This is a genomic window from Bradyrhizobium sp. USDA3516, from assembly GCF_057651995.1.
Window position 1 is genome coordinate 677,157 of sequence record NZ_JBYGYN010000002.1, and the last position, 17,241, is coordinate 694,397.

Annotated in this window: 10 protein-coding genes, 2 tRNA genes and 1 rRNA gene; 4 read left to right on the forward strand and 9 right to left on the reverse strand. The window is 62.2% G+C overall.

Annotation, left to right across the window (positions count from 1 at the left end):
- Positions 1 to 382 precede the first annotated feature (382 nt).
- The 3 genes from AC24YW_RS09035 to AC24YW_RS09045 all read right to left on the reverse strand — a co-directional run bounded on the left by AC24YW_RS09035 (position 383) and on the right by AC24YW_RS09045 (position 2,325).
- Positions 383 to 458: transfer RNA gene (locus AC24YW_RS09035), tRNA-Ala, on the reverse strand.
- A gap of 109 nt (positions 459 to 567) precedes the next feature.
- A tRNA-Ile gene (locus AC24YW_RS09040) sits at positions 568 to 644 on the reverse strand.
- Positions 645 to 836: 192 nt separating this feature from the next.
- Positions 837 to 2,325: ribosomal RNA gene (locus AC24YW_RS09045) — 16S ribosomal RNA — on the reverse strand.
- A 1,124-nt stretch (positions 2,326 to 3,449) separates the two neighbouring features.
- On the opposite strand from AC24YW_RS09045, the gene AC24YW_RS09050 reads away from it, so the two are divergent.
- The 3 genes from AC24YW_RS09050 (at position 3,450) to AC24YW_RS09060 (ending at position 7,634) form a co-directional block, all read left to right on the forward strand.
- Positions 3,450 to 5,513: a peptidoglycan DD-metalloendopeptidase family protein gene (locus AC24YW_RS09050; RefSeq protein ID WP_487482388.1), complete on the forward strand. Its 2,064-nt coding sequence runs from the start codon at positions 3,450 to 3,452 to the stop codon at positions 5,511 to 5,513.
- Positions 5,514 to 5,667: 154 nt separating this feature from the next.
- The gene (locus AC24YW_RS09055; protein WP_487482389.1) at positions 5,668 to 7,287 is read left to right on the forward strand and encodes a hypothetical protein; all 1,620 of its coding nucleotides are present in this window, start codon (positions 5,668 to 5,670) and stop codon (positions 7,285 to 7,287) included.
- Between the two features lie 83 nt (positions 7,288 to 7,370).
- Positions 7,371 to 7,634, forward strand: a complete 264-nt coding sequence (locus AC24YW_RS09060) for a hypothetical protein (RefSeq protein ID WP_487482390.1) — start codon at positions 7,371 to 7,373, stop codon at positions 7,632 to 7,634.
- A gap of 246 nt (positions 7,635 to 7,880) precedes the next feature.
- Here the strand turns inward: AC24YW_RS09060 and AC24YW_RS09065 are convergent, their stop codons facing one another.
- From AC24YW_RS09065 to AC24YW_RS09085, 5 genes are all read right to left on the reverse strand, one after another.
- Positions 7,881 to 9,914: a DUF2272 domain-containing protein gene (locus tag AC24YW_RS09065; protein ID WP_487482391.1), complete on the reverse strand. Its 2,034-nt coding sequence runs from the start codon at positions 9,912 to 9,914 to the stop codon at positions 7,881 to 7,883.
- A 20-nt stretch (positions 9,915 to 9,934) separates the two neighbouring features.
- A complete protein-coding gene (locus tag AC24YW_RS09070; protein ID WP_487482392.1) occupies positions 9,935 to 11,290 on the reverse strand; it encodes a hypothetical protein in 1,356 nt (451 codons plus the stop codon).
- 89 nt (positions 11,291 to 11,379) lie between these two features.
- Positions 11,380 to 11,622: a hypothetical protein gene (locus tag AC24YW_RS09075; RefSeq protein ID WP_487482393.1), complete on the reverse strand. Its 243-nt coding sequence runs from the start codon at positions 11,620 to 11,622 to the stop codon at positions 11,380 to 11,382.
- 308 nt (positions 11,623 to 11,930) lie between these two features.
- Positions 11,931 to 12,668, reverse strand: a complete 738-nt coding sequence (locus AC24YW_RS09080) for an AfsR/SARP family transcriptional regulator (protein ID WP_487482394.1) — start codon at positions 12,666 to 12,668, stop codon at positions 11,931 to 11,933.
- A 433-nt stretch (positions 12,669 to 13,101) separates the two neighbouring features.
- On the reverse strand, positions 13,102 to 13,914 hold the full coding sequence (locus AC24YW_RS09085) for a helix-turn-helix domain-containing protein (protein WP_487482395.1): 813 nt from the start codon (positions 13,912 to 13,914) through the stop codon (positions 13,102 to 13,104).
- Between the two features lie 54 nt (positions 13,915 to 13,968).
- Between AC24YW_RS09085 and AC24YW_RS09090 the strand changes: the two genes are divergently transcribed.
- Positions 13,969 to 14,388 carry a nuclear transport factor 2 family protein gene (locus AC24YW_RS09090; RefSeq protein WP_487482396.1) on the forward strand — a complete coding sequence of 140 codons (420 nt, stop codon included), beginning with the start codon at positions 13,969 to 13,971 and terminating at the stop codon, positions 14,386 to 14,388.
- Between the two features lie 42 nt (positions 14,389 to 14,430).
- Here the strand turns inward: AC24YW_RS09090 and clpB are convergent, their stop codons facing one another.
- The gene (clpB, locus tag AC24YW_RS09095) at positions 14,431 to 17,070 is read right to left on the reverse strand and encodes an ATP-dependent chaperone ClpB (protein ID WP_487482397.1); all 2,640 of its coding nucleotides are present in this window, start codon (positions 17,068 to 17,070) and stop codon (positions 14,431 to 14,433) included.
- Between the last annotated feature and the right edge of the window lie 171 nt (positions 17,071 to 17,241).

A 17,241-nucleotide genomic window follows, 5' to 3' on the forward strand; every position in this document is an offset into this window, starting at 1 on the left:
CCGGACATTGACTAGAAAGACCAGCTTGCTTCGTAAGATCGTTCCGATAGCGAGGCGGTCAAGCTTCGCTAAAAGGATCATTTTACAACTCGCATTCAACCTCACGGCTGAAAGCGAGCGCCGAAAATGATCCGGAGATAATGAAGGATTCGCGCAACAATCTGCTGCACGATCCAACTCGGATCGATCTCCTCTTTACGATGTCAGAAAACACGCATCTTGCTGTCTATCCAGACTAGCAGGATGCGAAGTGATGTTTCGCGGACGATGATGGTTACGGGTTCAGTCCAGGCAGGCCCGCCTCCGCCCTGTCGGGCTCCGGCGTGGCAGCCTTCGCTACCGGCTGGCTCGCCTAGCCGAAGCAGGCGCAGCCTGCGAAGGCTGGTGGAGCCAGACGGGATCGAACCGACGACCTCATGCTTGCAAAGCACGCGCTCTCCCAGCTGAGCTATGGCCCCGTAACCAGAAGACGAATGCTCGTTTGATTAGCCCGCCTTCGCCAAGGCTACGGCGCGGCAGCCTTCGTTTCGAAGGGCTTGCCTAGCCGAAGCAGCGAAGCGCGAAGGCTGGTGGGCCTGGGAAGACTTGAACTTCCGACCTCACGCTTATCAAGCGCGCGCTCTAACCAACTGAGCTACAAGCCCCTAACGCATATCCCGTCAGGGACCGTGGGATCCTGCTCGACGCAGGCCCAGCGCGTGTTCGTCCGCGAAGAAAGAGAAACGAAGACGGCGAAATCCCGCCAATGCAGCTCAACGATCTGGCGATCTGTTGGCCACTGATGTTTCTAAAACGATCCGATAGTGAGCGTGAGCTCGCTGAAGGATCATCCTTAGAAAGGAGGTGATCCAGCCGCAGGTTCCCCTACGGCTACCTTGTTACGACTTCACCCCAGTCGCTGACCCTACCGTGGCCGGCTGCCTCCCTTGCGGGTTAGCGCACCGTCTTCAGGTAAAACCAACTCCCATGGTGTGACGGGCGGTGTGTACAAGGCCCGGGAACGTATTCACCGTGGCGTGCTGATCCACGATTACTAGCGATTCCAACTTCATGGGCTCGAGTTGCAGAGCCCAATCCGAACTGAGACGGCTTTTTGAGATTTGCGAAGGGTCGCCCCTTAGCATCCCATTGTCACCGCCATTGTAGCACGTGTGTAGCCCAGCCCGTAAGGGCCATGAGGACTTGACGTCATCCCCACCTTCCTCGCGGCTTATCACCGGCAGTCTCCTTAGAGTGCTCAACTAAATGGTAGCAACTAAGGACGGGGGTTGCGCTCGTTGCGGGACTTAACCCAACATCTCACGACACGAGCTGACGACAGCCATGCAGCACCTGTGCTCCAGGCTCCGAAGAGAGGGTCACATCTCTGCGACCGGTCCTGGACATGTCAAGGGCTGGTAAGGTTCTGCGCGTTGCGTCGAATTAAACCACATGCTCCACCGCTTGTGCGGGCCCCCGTCAATTCCTTTGAGTTTTAATCTTGCGACCGTACTCCCCAGGCGGAATGCTTAAAGCGTTAGCTGCGCCACTAGTGAGTAAACCCACTAACGGCTGGCATTCATCGTTTACGGCGTGGACTACCAGGGTATCTAATCCTGTTTGCTCCCCACGCTTTCGTGCCTCAGCGTCAGTACCGGGCCAGTGAGCCGCCTTCGCCACTGGTGTTCTTGCGAATATCTACGAATTTCACCTCTACACTCGCAGTTCCACTCACCTCTCCCGGACTCAAGATCTTCAGTATCAAAGGCAGTTCTGGAGTTGAGCTCCAGGATTTCACCCCTGACTTAAAGACCCGCCTACGCACCCTTTACGCCCAGTGATTCCGAGCAACGCTAGCCCCCTTCGTATTACCGCGGCTGCTGGCACGAAGTTAGCCGGGGCTTATTCTTGCGGTACCGTCATTATCTTCCCGCACAAAAGAGCTTTACAACCCTAGGGCCTTCATCACTCACGCGGCATGGCTGGATCAGGGTTGCCCCCATTGTCCAATATTCCCCACTGCTGCCTCCCGTAGGAGTTTGGGCCGTGTCTCAGTCCCAATGTGGCTGATCATCCTCTCAGACCAGCTACTGATCGTCGCCTTGGTGAGCCATTACCTCACCAACTAGCTAATCAGACGCGGGCCGATCTTTCGGCGATAAATCTTTCCCCGTAAGGGCTTATCCGGTATTAGCACAAGTTTCCCTGTGTTGTTCCGAACCAAAAGGTACGTTCCCACGCGTTACTCACCCGTCTGCCGCTGACGTATTGCTACGCCCGCTCGACTTGCATGTGTTAAGCCTGCCGCCAGCGTTCGCTCTGAGCCAGGATCAAACTCTCAAGTTGGACTTGAACTTTGAACCGGCTGATCACAACGTTTGACGAGGTCCCACCATTATCGACCGAAGTCGATGTGCTGCCCGCGATTCACATCGCTGGCAACGATGGTGTTTCCTTGAAAACGTGTACCGCCGAAGTCTTTCGTCCGGTCTCGATCAGAAAAGCCGAAGCTTCTCGGAAGCGAGACCCGCAAGGACTCCGCCGTCCACGTTTCTCTTTCTTCATCTTCACTTGTCAAACAGCCCGGGACCCTGGAGGTCCCAACCTTCCTGAGAGGAAGGGTTCCGACACCCTTACCGACGATGGATGAACTCCAACCGACTGGTGTCGGCTGTTGTGTCACTCAACGAGGTGAGGAGCATCAGTGGCGCGTTCGCTCGCCTTGGTCAGTGACCCGGCGGCGCCGCGCTCAGTGGTTGGGGTTATAGGCCCCACCTTCCGGCCTGTCAACGCCAATCGTCAACAAATCGTCGCACAGTGGAGCAGCGAGAAAACATCCACGATTCCAGCCGCTTATAAAGCCGTCGGGGGCGTCGAACGAGCCCGCGCGGCAAAAAATCTGAAAAAAGTTTTGCCCGCCGGCGGGCTCCGGTGGGCGCCTTGGAGGCCTCCCTGGCGGCCTCCCCGGGGCCCCTCCTCCGCACCCCCGTCACCCTGGGGGGCGTGCCGTCCCAAGATCCTGACGGCCCCCCGGCCAGACGCCCTCCCCCGCTAGATGGGGCTCTGTCCCCCCATCCCGCCCGAGCTCAGCCCGTAGTCTGACGGGGGCCTTTCCGGCCCGGCGTTTCGGGAAACTTTTCCATATTTGGCGCCGTACTTGAGCCACAATCCCGCGGCGTTCTGATAAGAGACAAGCTTGAATCGCGGGGACGCCTGTGGGGGCTGCCGGCGATTTTCATGGGGTCAGAGGAAGGCGATCTTGCAAATGACGCGACCTTCCTTCGGCATTCGAAAGACATCGAGAGAGCTTTACCCGTCCAACTGTTCGTAATTTCGGCCGGCCCTATCATGGGGCTTTCTGGGCGCGGACAGTTGTGCGGCTTGCCTGTTCCGGCGATCCCCGTTCAAGAGGGCAGCCGGGGACGGGTTCGAAACCGGGCATCTTGGGTCGTTGAGTTGGGGGACTTGGGTTGAACCACAGGACGTCACGCGGCACTTACGGGCGTGAGACCGGGATCATCGATCTCGGCCACGAGCCGCCGCTGTCCGTTGATGGTTCTGAAGCCGCGGTGATCGACCGCCGCCGCGTCTCGGTGCAGTGGTTCAGCGGGACAATTTTGACCGGACTCTGCGGCGCAGCCCTGATCGGCGGCGCCGTTTTCGCTTCTCTCGACGGCGAGATGACGTTCGCCAAGGTGCCGGAGCGGGTCGAAGGCGCGCTGCGCGGAGCATTCGGCGCAGCCGATCGCGCCGCCACGCTGCACAAGAGCGACCGCCTGCCGCCGCCGAGCGAATCCACCGCCTCGCGCAACGTGATGCGCGTCTCGACGGTCGCCCGCGTCGGCAACCGTGACGTGATGCGGGTACGTCCGTTCGTGCGGATCGCCGGCAATCTGTCGATGACGACGAGCGATCTGTCGGCGAAGATCCCGCCGTTCAACGCCCAGCGCCTGCTGACCGATGTCGGCTCTGACCCGAAGACGGCGTCCGACGATCCCAACAATCCCGAGGCCGTCGAGCCCGACGCGGAAGTATCCTTTGTCACCAAGGACCTGTCGCCGGTGCTGCCGAAGGCCAAGATTTCCGCGGTGGTGGCGCTCGACGACATCCTGATGCGGGTGCGCGATGCCGCCAATTGGCGCGGCAATGGCGGTGTGCGCTACGCCTCGCTCGCCAACACGGCCGCCGACATTTCCGGCGCGACCGGTCCCTCCGACATCAGAACCGCCTACGCCGCCGAGGCCTCGCCGTCCGATCCCTATGCCGGCTTCGAGACGCGCGTGGTGCCGGAAAACGTCACGCTGCTGCCCAAGACCAAGGAGCAGATCACCGGCGGCAATCCCAACGGCGAACGCGTCCACATGGTCAAGAAGGGCGACAGCGTCGCCGGCGTGCTGCGCGACCTCGGCGCCAACGCCGACGAGATCAAGGCGATCACCGCGACGCTCGGACCGCGCGGCCGCGACGGCGGCCTGAAGGAAGGCGAGAAGCTCCGTATCCTGATGGCGCCCGCAAGCCCCGGCGCCCGCCTGCAGCCCTATCGCGTCGTGGTTGCAAACGACACGATGGTGGAAGCGATCGCGGCGCTGTCCGACCTCGGCAAATACGTCGCCGTCGACGTCTCCAGCATGAACACCGTCGCCGATACTGCGGCGAGCGCCAGCAGCGACGACGATGATGACGATGACGGCTCCGGCGTGCGGCTCTACCAGAGCATCTATGAGACCGCGATGCGCAACAAGGTCCCGATGCCCGTCATCGAGGACATGATCAAGATCTACTCCTACGACGTCGATTTCCAGCGCAAGGTGCAGCCCGGCGATTCCTTCGACGTGTTCTACGCCGGCGAGGACGAGGGCGTGACGTCGAGCGAGAAGAACGAGGTGCTGTTCGCCTCGCTCACCGTCGGCGGCGAGACCAAGAAATACTACCGCTACCAGAGCCCCGACGACGGCCTCGTCGACTATTACGACGAGACCGGAAAGAGCGCGAAGAAGTTCCTGGTCCGAAAGCCCGTCAACAACGCCATCATGCGCTCTGGCTTCGGCGGCCGCCGCCACCCGATCCTCGGCTACGTGAAGATGCATACCGGCGTCGACTGGTCCACCAGCTACGGCACGCCGATCTTCGCCTCCGGCAACGGCATGATCGAGAAGGCCGGCCCCGAGGGCGGCTACGGCAAGTACATCCGCATCAAGCACGCCAATGGCTACGAGACCGCCTACGGCCACATGTCGGCCTTCGCCAAGGGCATGGAGGTCGGCAAGAAGGTGCGGCAGGGCCAGGTGATCGGCTTCGTCGGCTCCTCCGGCCTGTCGACCGGCCCGCACGTCCATTACGAAATCCTGGTCAACGGCCGCTTCGTCGATCCGATGCGCGTGAAGCTGCCGCGCGGCCGTTCGCTGGAAGGCCCGATGCTGGCAAGCTTCGAGAAGGAGCGCGACCGGCTCGACGGCATGATGAGCGGCCGCGGCGGCGCCATCGCCCGGATATCGGATGCCACCGGCGGGCCGCTGCAGGTCACCAACCGGTAAGCCGGCAGCCGGCCGAGAAGGCCGGCATTTTCAAACAGGATTGCAAGCAAGCACGCTGCGCAGCGAGGCCGCTTCGCGGGCGTCGCAACGTCAAGTTTCGTTTGCCAAAGCCGCAGGACGGGCGAATACTTCCAAAAAAACGGGAGGTCACGCCATGAGAAACAGGCTCGCCTGCGCAGCCCTGATTGCTGCGCTGTTCTCCGCAACGAGCGCATCGGCCGATGGCTGGGAGGTCACGAGGCTGGTGCAGGGCTCGGCGTTTCACGGCGTGCACGGGCTCGGTGTCGACAAGGCCGGCCGCTTGTTTGCCGGCAGCGTCGCGGGCGCTGCGCTCTATGAGGTCGACATTGCCGGCGGCAGCGCCAAGGTCGCGGTCCCCGCACCGGTCGGGATGGCCGACGACATCGCGTTCGCGCCCGACGGCACCATGGCCTGGACCGGCTTCCTCGCTGGCGATCTCTATGCGCGCAAGGGCGACGGGCCGATCAAGAAGCTCGCGAGCGACCTGCCCGGCATCAACTCGCTCGCTTTCCGCAAGGACGGCAGGCTCTACGCAACGACCGTCTTCCTCGGCGATGCGCTCTACGAGATCGACGTCGAGGGCGTCAAACCGCCCCGCCAGATCATGGAGAAGATGGGCGGCCTCAACGGCTTCGAGTTCGGTCCCGACGACAAGCTCTATGGTCCGCTCTGGTTCAAGGGCCAGGTCGCAAGGGTCGACGTCGACAAGGCCGAGCTGAGTGTCGTCACCGACGGCTTCAAGATCCCGGCTGCCGTGAACTTCGATTCCAAGGGCAACCTCTTTGTGGTCGACACCGCGCTCGGCCAGCTCGTCCGAGTCGATCCCAAATCGGGCGCCAAGACCATCGTCGCGCAACTGAAGCCCTCGCTGGACAATCTCGCCATCGACGACAAGGACCGTATCTACGTCTCCAACATGGCCGAGAACGGCATCCAGGAGGTCGATCCCGCAACCGGCCAGGCCAAGCAGATCATCATCGGCAAGCTCGCTTTGCCCGGCGGCATCGGCGTCACCTCGGAGAACGGCAAGGACACGATCCACGTCGCCGACCTGTTCGCTTATCGCACGGTTGACGGGACAACCGGCGAGGTCACCGAAAAGGCGCGCATGCACGCCGCAGGCACGACGCTCGAATATCCGATGAGCGCCACGGCGAAGGGCAACGACGTGGTCCTCTCAAGCTGGTTCACCGGCACCGTGCAGGTGATCGACGGCAAGACCGGCGCGACGCGCGACATGCTGCACGACTTCAAGGCGCCGCATGATGCGGTCGTGCTCGCGGACGGCAGCATCCTGGTGGCCGAGCTCGGCACCAAGTCGCTGGTCAAGGTGAGCGGCGAGCACGGCAAGGATCGCACCACGCTGATCGGCGCGCTCGAGGGTCCGATGGGTCTCGTCCGCGGGGCCGGCGACGAGGTTTACGTGACCGAGGCGTTTGCTGGAATCATCTCCAAGATCGACAGCACCGGCGAAAAGACCGTGATCGCCAAGGAGCTGAAGATGCCGGAAGGCATCGCGCGCACAAGCGACGGCAAGCTGATCGTCGCCGAAGTCGGCGCCAAGCGGCTGATCGAGATCGTGCCGGAAACCGGCAAGGTCACCGAGATCGTCGCCAATCTCCCGATCGGCCTGACCGGCGCGCCCGGCGGGTTGCCGACGCATATCCCGACCGGCGTCGCCGTCGGCGCGACGGGCGCGATCTACGTCAGCTCGGATGTCGAGAACGCGATCTACAAGGTCGTGAAGAAGTAGGAGTCGCGCACAACGGGACCGGTGGGAACCGGCGCGTCGGTTCCCAGGTTAGAGGCTGACCGAAGCTAGCAGGAGGATCGCCCATGACGCGCCTCTCACGCGACGATGTCGTCAAGGCCGTGGACCGCGCCGATGACGTCACCATTGCCCAGATCATCGGAACCGGCGCGACCGCCGAGGAGCTCGCTGAGGCCCAGGCCTGGCTCGCCAACGACGAGCCGATGATCAACGACCTGCGCCCTCTGGCCCAGGGCCGGGTGCGCGAGCTGGTGGATATACTTTCGGAGCTGGAGGAGGAGGAAGAGGAAGACCCCGCGTCCCCCGGCTCCGTGTCGACAATCAGCTAGCAGCTGGCCCCAAACCAATTCCCCCGGAAAGGACGAGCCCTTCAGGGGTGATATTGGTTGGCAATGTCGGCGACCCGTTCAGCTCCGCTTCGAGGCTGACGCGTCGAGGCCGAGGCGTCGAAATGGGTGATATCCGCTGTCTGCTGCGCCCGCCAAGGTCAGCACGTTGCCTGCGGACACGATTGCAATCGGCGTTGTCAGGCGTCGCTCGCGGTAGCCGTTCGCGACAATGAAACTTCTCCGGCTCTAAGGCAGGCGATTCTCCATGATCGCGAACAGAAGCGCGTCCTGAAACCGGCCACCCTTGACGAAGCCATTTTCGAGAGCGAACGTCCGCTTCGTCACGGAGTTGCCGACGTTGCCACCGATCACGTCAATTTCGTTGTCCCGGACTTCGACCACAATATCGCAATGGCCATCATAGTCGCCGCCTTTTTGATTGTCATAATCAACACCATCTTCTCGTGCCCAACAGATGATATCGCCTGCGACCGGCTTGTGAGCGTTGAGGCGCTGACACCAATAGGCCACGTCGGCGCGGCCGTCGAAATCACGAATCCCCTGACTGATGTAGACAGAATGCTGAGAGGATCCACGGAACTTATTCGCTGCACCAGCACCTTTCACGAGAAATGAAATGAAGGCCGCGGACCATGGCTTATTGGTCCGCCCGTCGGAGCTGAGGTCACCTACTACGCGCCAGTATGTTCCAACGCGTTCAAAGAAACCTGGCTCCGCTTCCCTGTGGCCCGCCCTGATGGTCGCACCTGCAAGATCGAACGTGTTGTTGCCGAAAAAGTCCCATTCACTGGCGGCCATCTCGCAGAGCTTGCCGGCGAACCCCGGCTGAGCACCGGCATCAAAGTCGGGCTCGACACGCAGGAAGAGCTTGTCCGCCCGCTCGTAGCCAAAATCCATCCTGCGCGCGATTTTTATCAGCGCCGACTTTACGTCAAGCGGAGCGCCGAAGAGCCAAGGCCGGATAGCGCTCAGAATCGCAAGCTCCGTTGCTCCGACCTCTTCGGACACGGCAGTCTGGAATGAGGCGTCAGGATTAGCCAAAATCCTGACTGCGTGGGCCGCACCAACCAGCTGCGCAAGATAGAGTTCCGCCGAGGTCGGAAGCCTGTTGGGCAACGACGGCTGCAGAACTTTGGTGTCGGCCACGGTCGCCTTTGCCGCGATAAACGGTTGGGCCAGCGGTTTGAAACGGCTTCGTGCATTCATTCCCGTCGTCCCGTCCGCGATCAGTTCATTCCAGTCAGCTGCCTTGATCAGGAAAGGACCGACTTCGTCGCCCTGGACCGCCGCAACATTCTTGATACCGGTCTCGGTATCCGCAAAAGCCACCAGATGATGCGCGCTGGTACCGCTGAACCGCGCAGCGTTCAGGCACATCTGAGCAAAGCCGTCGATATCGACCTCCGGTTCGGGAATCATAGGCTTGAATATGCCGCCACGCGCGAAGCCACGGCGTTTCGGCTCGGACTGAACCTCAATCTCCCACATCACCCCGACTTCACTGATCTTGAGGCAGGGCAGATCCTCCTCGACGATGTCGGGATCGTCGGCAGGCGCGGCCGTGGCTGTGGGCCGCAACTCGAACGGCCCGGAAGCGAGGAACAGACCGGTTTCCAGCGGTTTTGTCTGCGCCACGACAGTCGATGACACGCCCCCGACAACAACGCTTGGACCGGCGCCACCAGCGATGCTAGCGCCGCCGTCCATGAGCCTCTTCAGCAGCGCCATTGCGCCTACCTGGCTACTCTTTTTGTTGGCATCGAAAACGTGATCGGCGATGAATTTGCCCTTGGTATAGTGATTTGTGAACGACCACAGATACGGCGAATTGATCCCCGTATTCTGCGTTCGATAGCCAAACCCGTTGTACTTTTCCAATTCGAACGCAATCCGCTCGATCGGCCAATCCTTTACCGCGTCCAGGTTGTGCCTCGGCATCGTCAGTGCATCCACGGCGCTGTCGATCCATGTGAAGGGAGGCGATCCCGTCGGGGGACGGCCGGCCGGTACGTCAGTCGTGCGCCCGCTCAAGGGATTGCCGTTGTGCAAATGGCGATTCATTTTGCAGTCAGCTTCCAGACTATGGATGATCCCGACGATCGGCCATGGCACCCCAGTGCGCGCCGTCACTTTTTCATAGTCGGCCCGGTTGCCCAGAACCCTTGCAACGGCCGTGTCGACGGCTTGAACCTCTTTCACCACCATCGACTGAAACAAACGTGAGTATTCGTCTTTGAGATCGGCAAATTCATTAGCCATGGAAACGTCCCCACGCTCAGTTATTGGACCAGGCCGTCTTTCGTGATCTGTTGCCATAGCTGCTGGTCAATTGCGCTTCCGGACGCAATCGGCAATCCAAGTGCGGAATAGGCTTTCCGAAGCGCGGTTATCGACGAACGAATGGTTTCCCCTACCGCTGCATTGCTCGAAGGGGTACTCAGCTCTGGTGGCAGCGCTATTTTTTCGGTGACGCGCTTGTTTACGCTTTCAATTGCCCGCTTGATGCGCGCACGAACGCTGTCTTCGCCAAACCGGCTAACGATGCCGGTTTCGAATGAATTTGCCAGTGCCTCAACCCTGCACGACTGGACGTCCTTTACGGCCTTTGTCAGCGTCGCCAATTGATCTCCATTCTCGATTACTCCGGGTCTCCTGCTCTGCAGGCCTGACGCCCCCATGAAATCAATCAGAGCCCGTCGCGTCGCAGAGCCTTCGGGACCAAAATCGCCGGTATCATCGACACATAGAACGCGCTGGATGTTCCTCGCTTGATCCATTCCCATTGTTTTCTCGAGTTCGGAGAGCGCCGTAGTCGGCTTCTTCGGCCCGGGGGTCACGACGATAGGACGATCCGCGCGCTGCGCCGGAACACCTACCAAGGGAGGCTTGACGCCAAGCGCGCCGGCACCGGCCTGCTGAAATACCATGATCGTCGCGTTGATGTCCGTCTCGATCGTGAACGGCGTGCAGATATTCAGATACGAGCGCATCGCATGAATGGCCGCGGGCCTGTTCTCAATCCTGACCGACTGGAGCTCGACCCTGTACTCGCTTCGCCGCCTCAGCACCAACGTCTGCACGGTCGTCTTGTCGACTTCGAGAAGCAAGCGTGAATTGACGTTGATGAAGGTGTCGGCGGCGAGCCCGAAGGCAAGGCCTGCGAGCGTGATGGGGTTAGCGCTCACGCCGGACACGCGCATGATGGCCTGACTCGCGACGGTGAGATCACCGAGCTCTTTCAGCACCGCGGTGTTGGTTCGACGCCTATCGTCAAGCCAGGCGAGATAAGAATCGCACCGCCGGTCGACATCGTTGAGTCCTGCCTGCACGAGCAGGTTCCAGTCGTTCGGACTCAGTTGCACGTTTACGCATTGTCCGTCTCTGGTCGAAGTGAGCGACAGGGTCTGCCGGCAAAGCTCCGTCAGATAGATGTCCTGGTAATGTGTCGTCGCAACGATGTCTTCGGAATAAAGATCCGTGCCGATCCCGTACCGGAAGTATCGCGTCTCGGTCGTATCGCAGCCGCTCAGCAGCAGCCCCAGACACACGAACGTAACGAATTCCCAAACGCTACGCATCGACGCCACCCCAGAAAATAAACGAGGATCTTGGCGAGCCCCGATCAAATTGCTCAAGAGGACTCACGCAACCCCCACCGTCGAAGCATCGCGTGAATGGCAGCTGGCAACTCGTTGTGTGATCGATCTTGCGCACGGCTTGTCTCTCACTGTTCGGGCGTTGGCGGCTCAACGGTCCACGTCGCCTGCTCTTCGTGTTCCTCCGCCGCCACGTTCAGATTGGCGGCGACGATTGCGAAAGCGCGCTGCACGTCGTCGACCACATCGCGCCGCCGCGTATTGATGTTGCGGACGAGAACCCGCCAACGGCCGCCTCCGCTGCCACCGGCGGCTTCCCGCCAGAAGCGCAGAATGAAAACCTGATCCGAGAGCGGCTGTTGTGAGCTCATGGCCGAGCGTCGCATGGTACGAACTGGGGAGGATGGCGCGATCGTTCCGGGACGGTCGCCGTCCGGTCACGGCGGCTCACGGCGAGAATTCCGCAGCGATCGCGCCGCGATCACGGCAGAATCACGATGCGGTCGGGCAAGGCAGGGCCCGGCCACGGCCAGGCCGTGGTCAGGCTTGCGATATCAGACGGCTCGGGGACTGCGGCGCTTAGAGCCCTTCTCGTTCCGATCGAATCGGAACGGGGCTCTGGCTCCCGCTTCACGCGTTTTCTTGACGCGAACCGGTATCCACTCTGCTCGGGAACGCTCTAGTTTACTGCACGCCGCCTCTCGTCGCGGCTCATCAGCCGTAGGCGCAAATGGTGGGCGTCATCGGCGTTATGCAGATTCCTGATCTCCTCGATGATCGCGCGCGTCGCTGGAAGTGGAGAAATTCCCAGCTCCTTCTGGATCATGGCGATCCAGTGATCGTAGTACCTGATGGCGTCGATGCGCCTCTCGTCGAGTGCGAGCAGAGTCAGGAGGTGACGGACCAGTTCCTCGCGATAGGGATCGAAGCGCAGCGCGTGGCGTGCGAGCAGGATCGCGTCATGATAATGGCCGCAAAGCCCAAGGTGACGAACGATGGTCATTGCCGATTGCACAAAAAGGGAATGCAATCGCTCGCGCTCCTCCAATATCCAGTCGGCATCTTCGCCGTCCAGGAACGGCCCCTCGTAGCGGTACAGGACGGTGAGAACCTGCTTCATCGAGGAAGGATCCACGTGCGCCTCAACACCGGTGGGAGCGGCCTGTGCCGCCTCAAGCAGGGCCCAGGTGTCGACGTCAAGCCAAGACGCCTTCTCGAGAATGGTCTCCGAGCCGATGGTCCTGAGGCCATAGCCCTCTTTGTACTCCGGAGCTGACGCGAGCAGCTTTCGCAAGCGCCAGATCGCAGAGTTCACGGCTCGGCGCCCCCTGTCCGTATCGAGCTCCGGCCAAAACAGGTCGATAAGTCGCTCGCGACGATGCGGGCGGTCCGGAAAGGTGAAAAGGAAACCGGCCAATCTCCGTCCTGCTGGACCGAGATCCGACCAGATCTGCTCGTTACCGCGTGCAACCCGGCTGGCCCCCAGCAAACTAACGGTCAACACCGCCGCCCCCTCCACGCAAAACACAACAAAAATTGCCTGTGGCGTTCAGTCATCGCAGCTCGAAATTGCGAGCTCAGTCTAAAATCGTCGGTTGCTCAAAGACTCGCGTCAAATCCTCGAGCTCGCGGCCGCCGGGGGAATGCCGCGCCGACCGAGGTGCAATTATGACAACGGAGCCTATGGTTGTTCAACATCAATTTACATCCAGAGCGGATAACCGCGCTGCGTGTGGCATTTCAACGACACAACACCACTCCGATACCCGGCCTCCCTCGCAAAGGCGAAAGCCCTCTCCGCGCCGGCGGAGAGGGCTTTGAGGCACAGCTGCAGCAGCACGCTGCAGACGTTATTCCGCGCGCAACCGTGCGAACAATTCCGACGGCATCATGCCGAACATGTCGCGAAAGGCCGTGCTGAAATGCGCGGAGCTGGAAAAACCGGCGCCATGCGCGGCCTCGGTCAGCGATTGGCCTTGTGCGACCCCGCGCGCGGCAGCGCCGATCCGGGACCAGATGCGGTAGCGGCGGAGCGGCACACCCGTGACGTCCTTGAACAGATGCAGGAAGCGCGAGGACGAAAGCCCGGCCTTGCGGCCGAGTTCAGCAAGCGTGTGCGAACCGCCGGGCTCCTCGCGCATCCGCTTGATGGCGGCGGCAATTCTCGCATCCGGCTGCGCACTTGATCCGATTCCAAGCATATCGCGGGCTGCTTGCCGCGCGTCCTCAGGTGCGAGGCGTCGATCCGCGATGTCGCCAAACAGCGCAACCACCGACCTCTCGTCGATCATGTCGAACGCGGCCCTCGATCCGATCTCCTTCATTCGTGAGCGCAGCGCCTCGATATCGCGCCCGAGGGGATCGACATAGAGGAAGGCCATCCGTCCGGCATCGACGCGCAGATGGTGCAGATTGTTGGGCATGATCAGCACGCTGCGGGTCTGGCGATAAGACGGTGAGCGTGCCTTCGGATGGTCAGCTACGCCTATCGCCCCGTCGAGCGCGACGGCCAGCACGCCGGTAGCATTGCGGTGGGGCGTCAGCCCGAAGGCCGGCCCGAGATAGAGCACCCGCGCGTCCCAATCGAGCATCCGCGCCTTCTTCGGTCCGCCGCTGGGCGGCGTGCCGATAGCCAGTTCCTGAAAGCCGGGTGGCGAGGTCATGCCCTATCATAGCGCACCGGCACCGCGCTGCCGAGGATCCGGGAGATCATATCGATGGAGACAGTTCTGGCGGATGACGCCGCACAAATCGCCGCGATCCGCGCCGCCGTCACGCGCTACGCGGCCGCCTGGCAGGCCGGTGACCGCGCCGCGATCGCCGCCTGCTACCACGATGAATTCGTGCTGCACTATGCCGGTCATAACCCGCTCGCCGGCACTCACCAGGGCAAGACGGCCGCGCTTGCCACTCTGGCCGAGGTCGCACGCCGCTCCAACCGAAAACTTCTCGGCCTCGATGACGTGATGGCCGGGCCGCGGCGCGGCGCCATTCTCGCACGGGAATCATTCAGCCGGGACGGTCGCACGGCTGAACTGGAACGGTTGCTGGTCTATGCCGTGCGTGAGGGCCTGCTGAGCGAATGCTGGGTCTACGACCGCGATCAGGCCGTGGTGGACACGTTCTTAGCGGATTGAAAAACGCCCCCCGCGCGTTTGGCGCGGAGGGCGTGTATCTCATCAGTTCAGCTTCCGTTTCGGCACCGGTGCCTCGAACTGGGCGATCTCCGCGGTCTGCGGCGCCTTGCCGTTGAAGGTCAGGACGTTGCCTTCGGACGAGATCGCGACACTGTCGCCGTCCCTGACGTCGCCGGCGAGGATCATCTCGGCGAGCGGGTCCTGGAGGTAGCGCTGGATCACCCGCTTCAAGGGCCGTGCGCCGTAGGCGGGATCCCAGCCCTTGGCAGCCAGCCAGTCGCGGCCGGCGGCATCGAGGCTCAGCACGATCTTGCGATCGGTCAGGAGCTTCTGCAGCCGCGCGAATTGGATCTCGACGATGCGGCCCATCTCGCTGCGCTGCAGGCGGTGGAACAGGATGATCTCGTCGACGCGGTTCAGGAATTCGGGGCGGAAATGAGCCCGCACCATTCCCATCACCTGCTCGCGCACGGCCGAGGTGTCCTCGCCCTCCGGCTGGTTCACCAGATACTCCGAACCGAGGTTGGAGGTCATGATGATCAGCGTGTTGCGGAAGTCGACGGTGCGGCCCTGGCCGTCGGTCAGGCGGCCGTCGTCGAGCACCTGCAACAGGACGTTGAAGACGTCAGGATGCGCCTTCTCGATCTCGTCGAACAGCACGACCTGGTAGGGCCGGCGCCGCACCGCTTCGGTGAGCGCGCCGCCCTCGTCATAGCCGACATAGCCCGGAGGCGCGCCGATCAGCCGCGAGACCGAATGCTTCTCCATGTATTCGGACATGTCGAGGCGGACCATCGCGGTCTCGTCGTTGAACAGGTATTCCGCAAGAGCTTTGGTCAGCTCGGTCTTGCCGACGCCGGTGGGCCCCAAGAACATGAACGAGCCGGTGGGGCGGTTCGGGTCCTGCAGGCCGGCGCGCGAGCGGCGCACGGCGGTCGCGACCGCACGCACGGCCTCGGCCTGGCCGACGACGCGCTTGCCGAGCTGCTCCTCCATCTTCAGGAGCTTCTCCTTCTCGCCTTCCAGCATCTTGTCGACCGGCACGCCGGTCCAGCGCGAGACCACCTGCGCGATGTGGTTGGCGGTGACCGCCTCCTCCATCATCTCGCCGGAATTCTCCTTGGCTTCGATGTCGGCAAGCTGCTTCTCGAGCTGCGGGATCCGTCCATAGGCCAGCTCGCCGGCCTTCTGGAATTCGCCGCGCCGCTGCGCGTTGGCGAGCTCGACGCGCAAGCCGTCGAGCTCCGCCTTCAGCTTCTGGGCGTCGGAAAGCTTGTTCTTCTCCGCGCTCCAGCGCGCCGTCAGCGCCGCCGACTTCTCCTCGAGCTCGGCGAGGTCCTTCTCCAGGGTCTGGAGCCGGGACTTGGAGCCGACATCGCTTTCCTTCTTCAGCGCCTCCTGCTCGATCTTGAGCCGAATGATCTCGCGGTCGAGCGAATCCAGCTCTTCCGGCTTGGAATCGACCTGCATCTTCAGCCGCGCCGCCGCCTCGTCCATGAGGTCGATGGCCTTGTCGGGCAGGAAGCGGTCGGTGATGTAGCGGTTGGACAGCGTCGTCGCCGCAACAAGCGCGGAATCGGTGATCCGCACGCCGTGATGCTGCTCATACTTGTCCTTCAAGCCGCGCAGGATCGAGATGGTGTCTTCGACCGAGGGCTCGCTGACGAAGATTGGCTGGAAACGCCGCGCCAGCGCAGCATCCTTCTCGACGTGCTTCTGGTACTCATCGAGCGTGGTCGCGCCGATGCAGTGCAGCTCGCCGCGGGCGAGCGCCGGCTTGAGCAGGTTGGAGGCGTCCATCGCGCCGTCGCCCTTGCCGGCGCCGATCAGCGTGTGCATCTCGTCGATGAACAGGATGAAGGTGCCCTCGCTCCCGGTCACCTCCTGCAGCACGGCCTTCAGCCGCTCCTCGAACTCGCCGCGGTACTTCGCGCCTGCGATCAATGCGCCGAGGTCGAGCGAGAGCAGCTTCTTGTCCTTCAGGCTCTCCGGCACGTCGCCGTTGACGATGCGCAGCGCAAGGCCTTCGGCGATGGCGGTCTTGCCGACGCCGGGCTCGCCGATCAGGACGGGATTGTTCTTGGTCCTGCGCGAGAGCACTTGAATGGTACGGCGGATCTCCTCGTCGCGGCCGATGACCGGATCGAGCTTGCCGTCGCGCGCGGCCTGGGTCAGGTCGCGGGCATATTTCTTCAGGGCATCATAGGCATTCTCGGCGGTCGCAGAGTCGGCCGTGCGGCCCTTGCGCAGCGCCTCGATCGCCGCGTTGAGGTTCTGCGGTGTGACGCCGCCCTTGGCGAGGATGGCGCCGGCCTCGCTGGTCTTCTCCAGCGTGAGCCCGAGCAAAAGCCGCTCGACCGTGACGAAGCTGTCGCCGGCCTTCTCGCCGGCCTTTTCGGCCGCATCGAAAGTGCGGGCCAGCTCGGGCGCGAGGTAGATCTGCCCGGCGCCGCCGCCGGAGACCTTCGGCACCCTGTTGAGGGCGTCCTCGGTCGCCTTCAGGATTGCGCGGGAATTGCCGCCAGCGCGGTCGATCAGACCGGCGGCGAGCCCCTCATTGTCGTCCAAGAGGACCTTCAGCACATGCAGGGTTGAGAACTGCTGGTGCCCCTCGCGCATCGCGAGCGACTGCGCGGACTGGATGAAGCCCCTGGAGCGTTCGGTATACTTCTCGATATTCATCTTTTCTGTCCCTCGGCCTGCCCTCGGGGCCCTCTAAGGCACCCCAAACGGCATCTTCATTGGGTTTCCAATTACCGCATTGACGTTTCTCAACCGGTAACGGTCGTCTTTTGCCGGCGCTGCCGGCCTGAGCCAGATGTGGGAAGCAGGTTGCGGATGCGAAAGAGGCAA

Excerpts from the sequence above, each read along its gene's own strand:
- AC24YW_RS09090 (WP_487482396.1), top strand. The coding sequence starts at position 13,969 with ATGGAGACAGTTCTGGCGGATGACGCCGCACAAATCGCCGCGATCCGC.
- AC24YW_RS09060 (WP_487482390.1), top strand. The coding sequence starts at position 7,371 with ATGACGCGCCTCTCACGCGACGATGTCGTCAAGGCCGTGGACCGCGCC.
- AC24YW_RS09085 (WP_487482395.1), bottom strand. The coding sequence starts at position 13,914 with ATGACCTCGCCACCCGGCTTTCAGGAACTGGCTATCGGCACGCCGCCC.
- AC24YW_RS09065 (WP_487482391.1), bottom strand. The coding sequence starts at position 9,914 with ATGGCTAATGAATTTGCCGATCTCAAAGACGAATACTCACGTTTGTTT.
- AC24YW_RS09055 (WP_487482389.1), top strand. The coding sequence starts at position 5,668 with ATGAGAAACAGGCTCGCCTGCGCAGCCCTGATTGCTGCGCTGTTCTCC.
- AC24YW_RS09075 (WP_487482393.1), bottom strand. The coding sequence starts at position 11,622 with ATGAGCTCACAACAGCCGCTCTCGGATCAGGTTTTCATTCTGCGCTTC.
- clpB (WP_487482397.1), bottom strand. The coding sequence starts at position 17,070 with ATGAATATCGAGAAGTATACCGAACGCTCCAGGGGCTTCATCCAGTCC.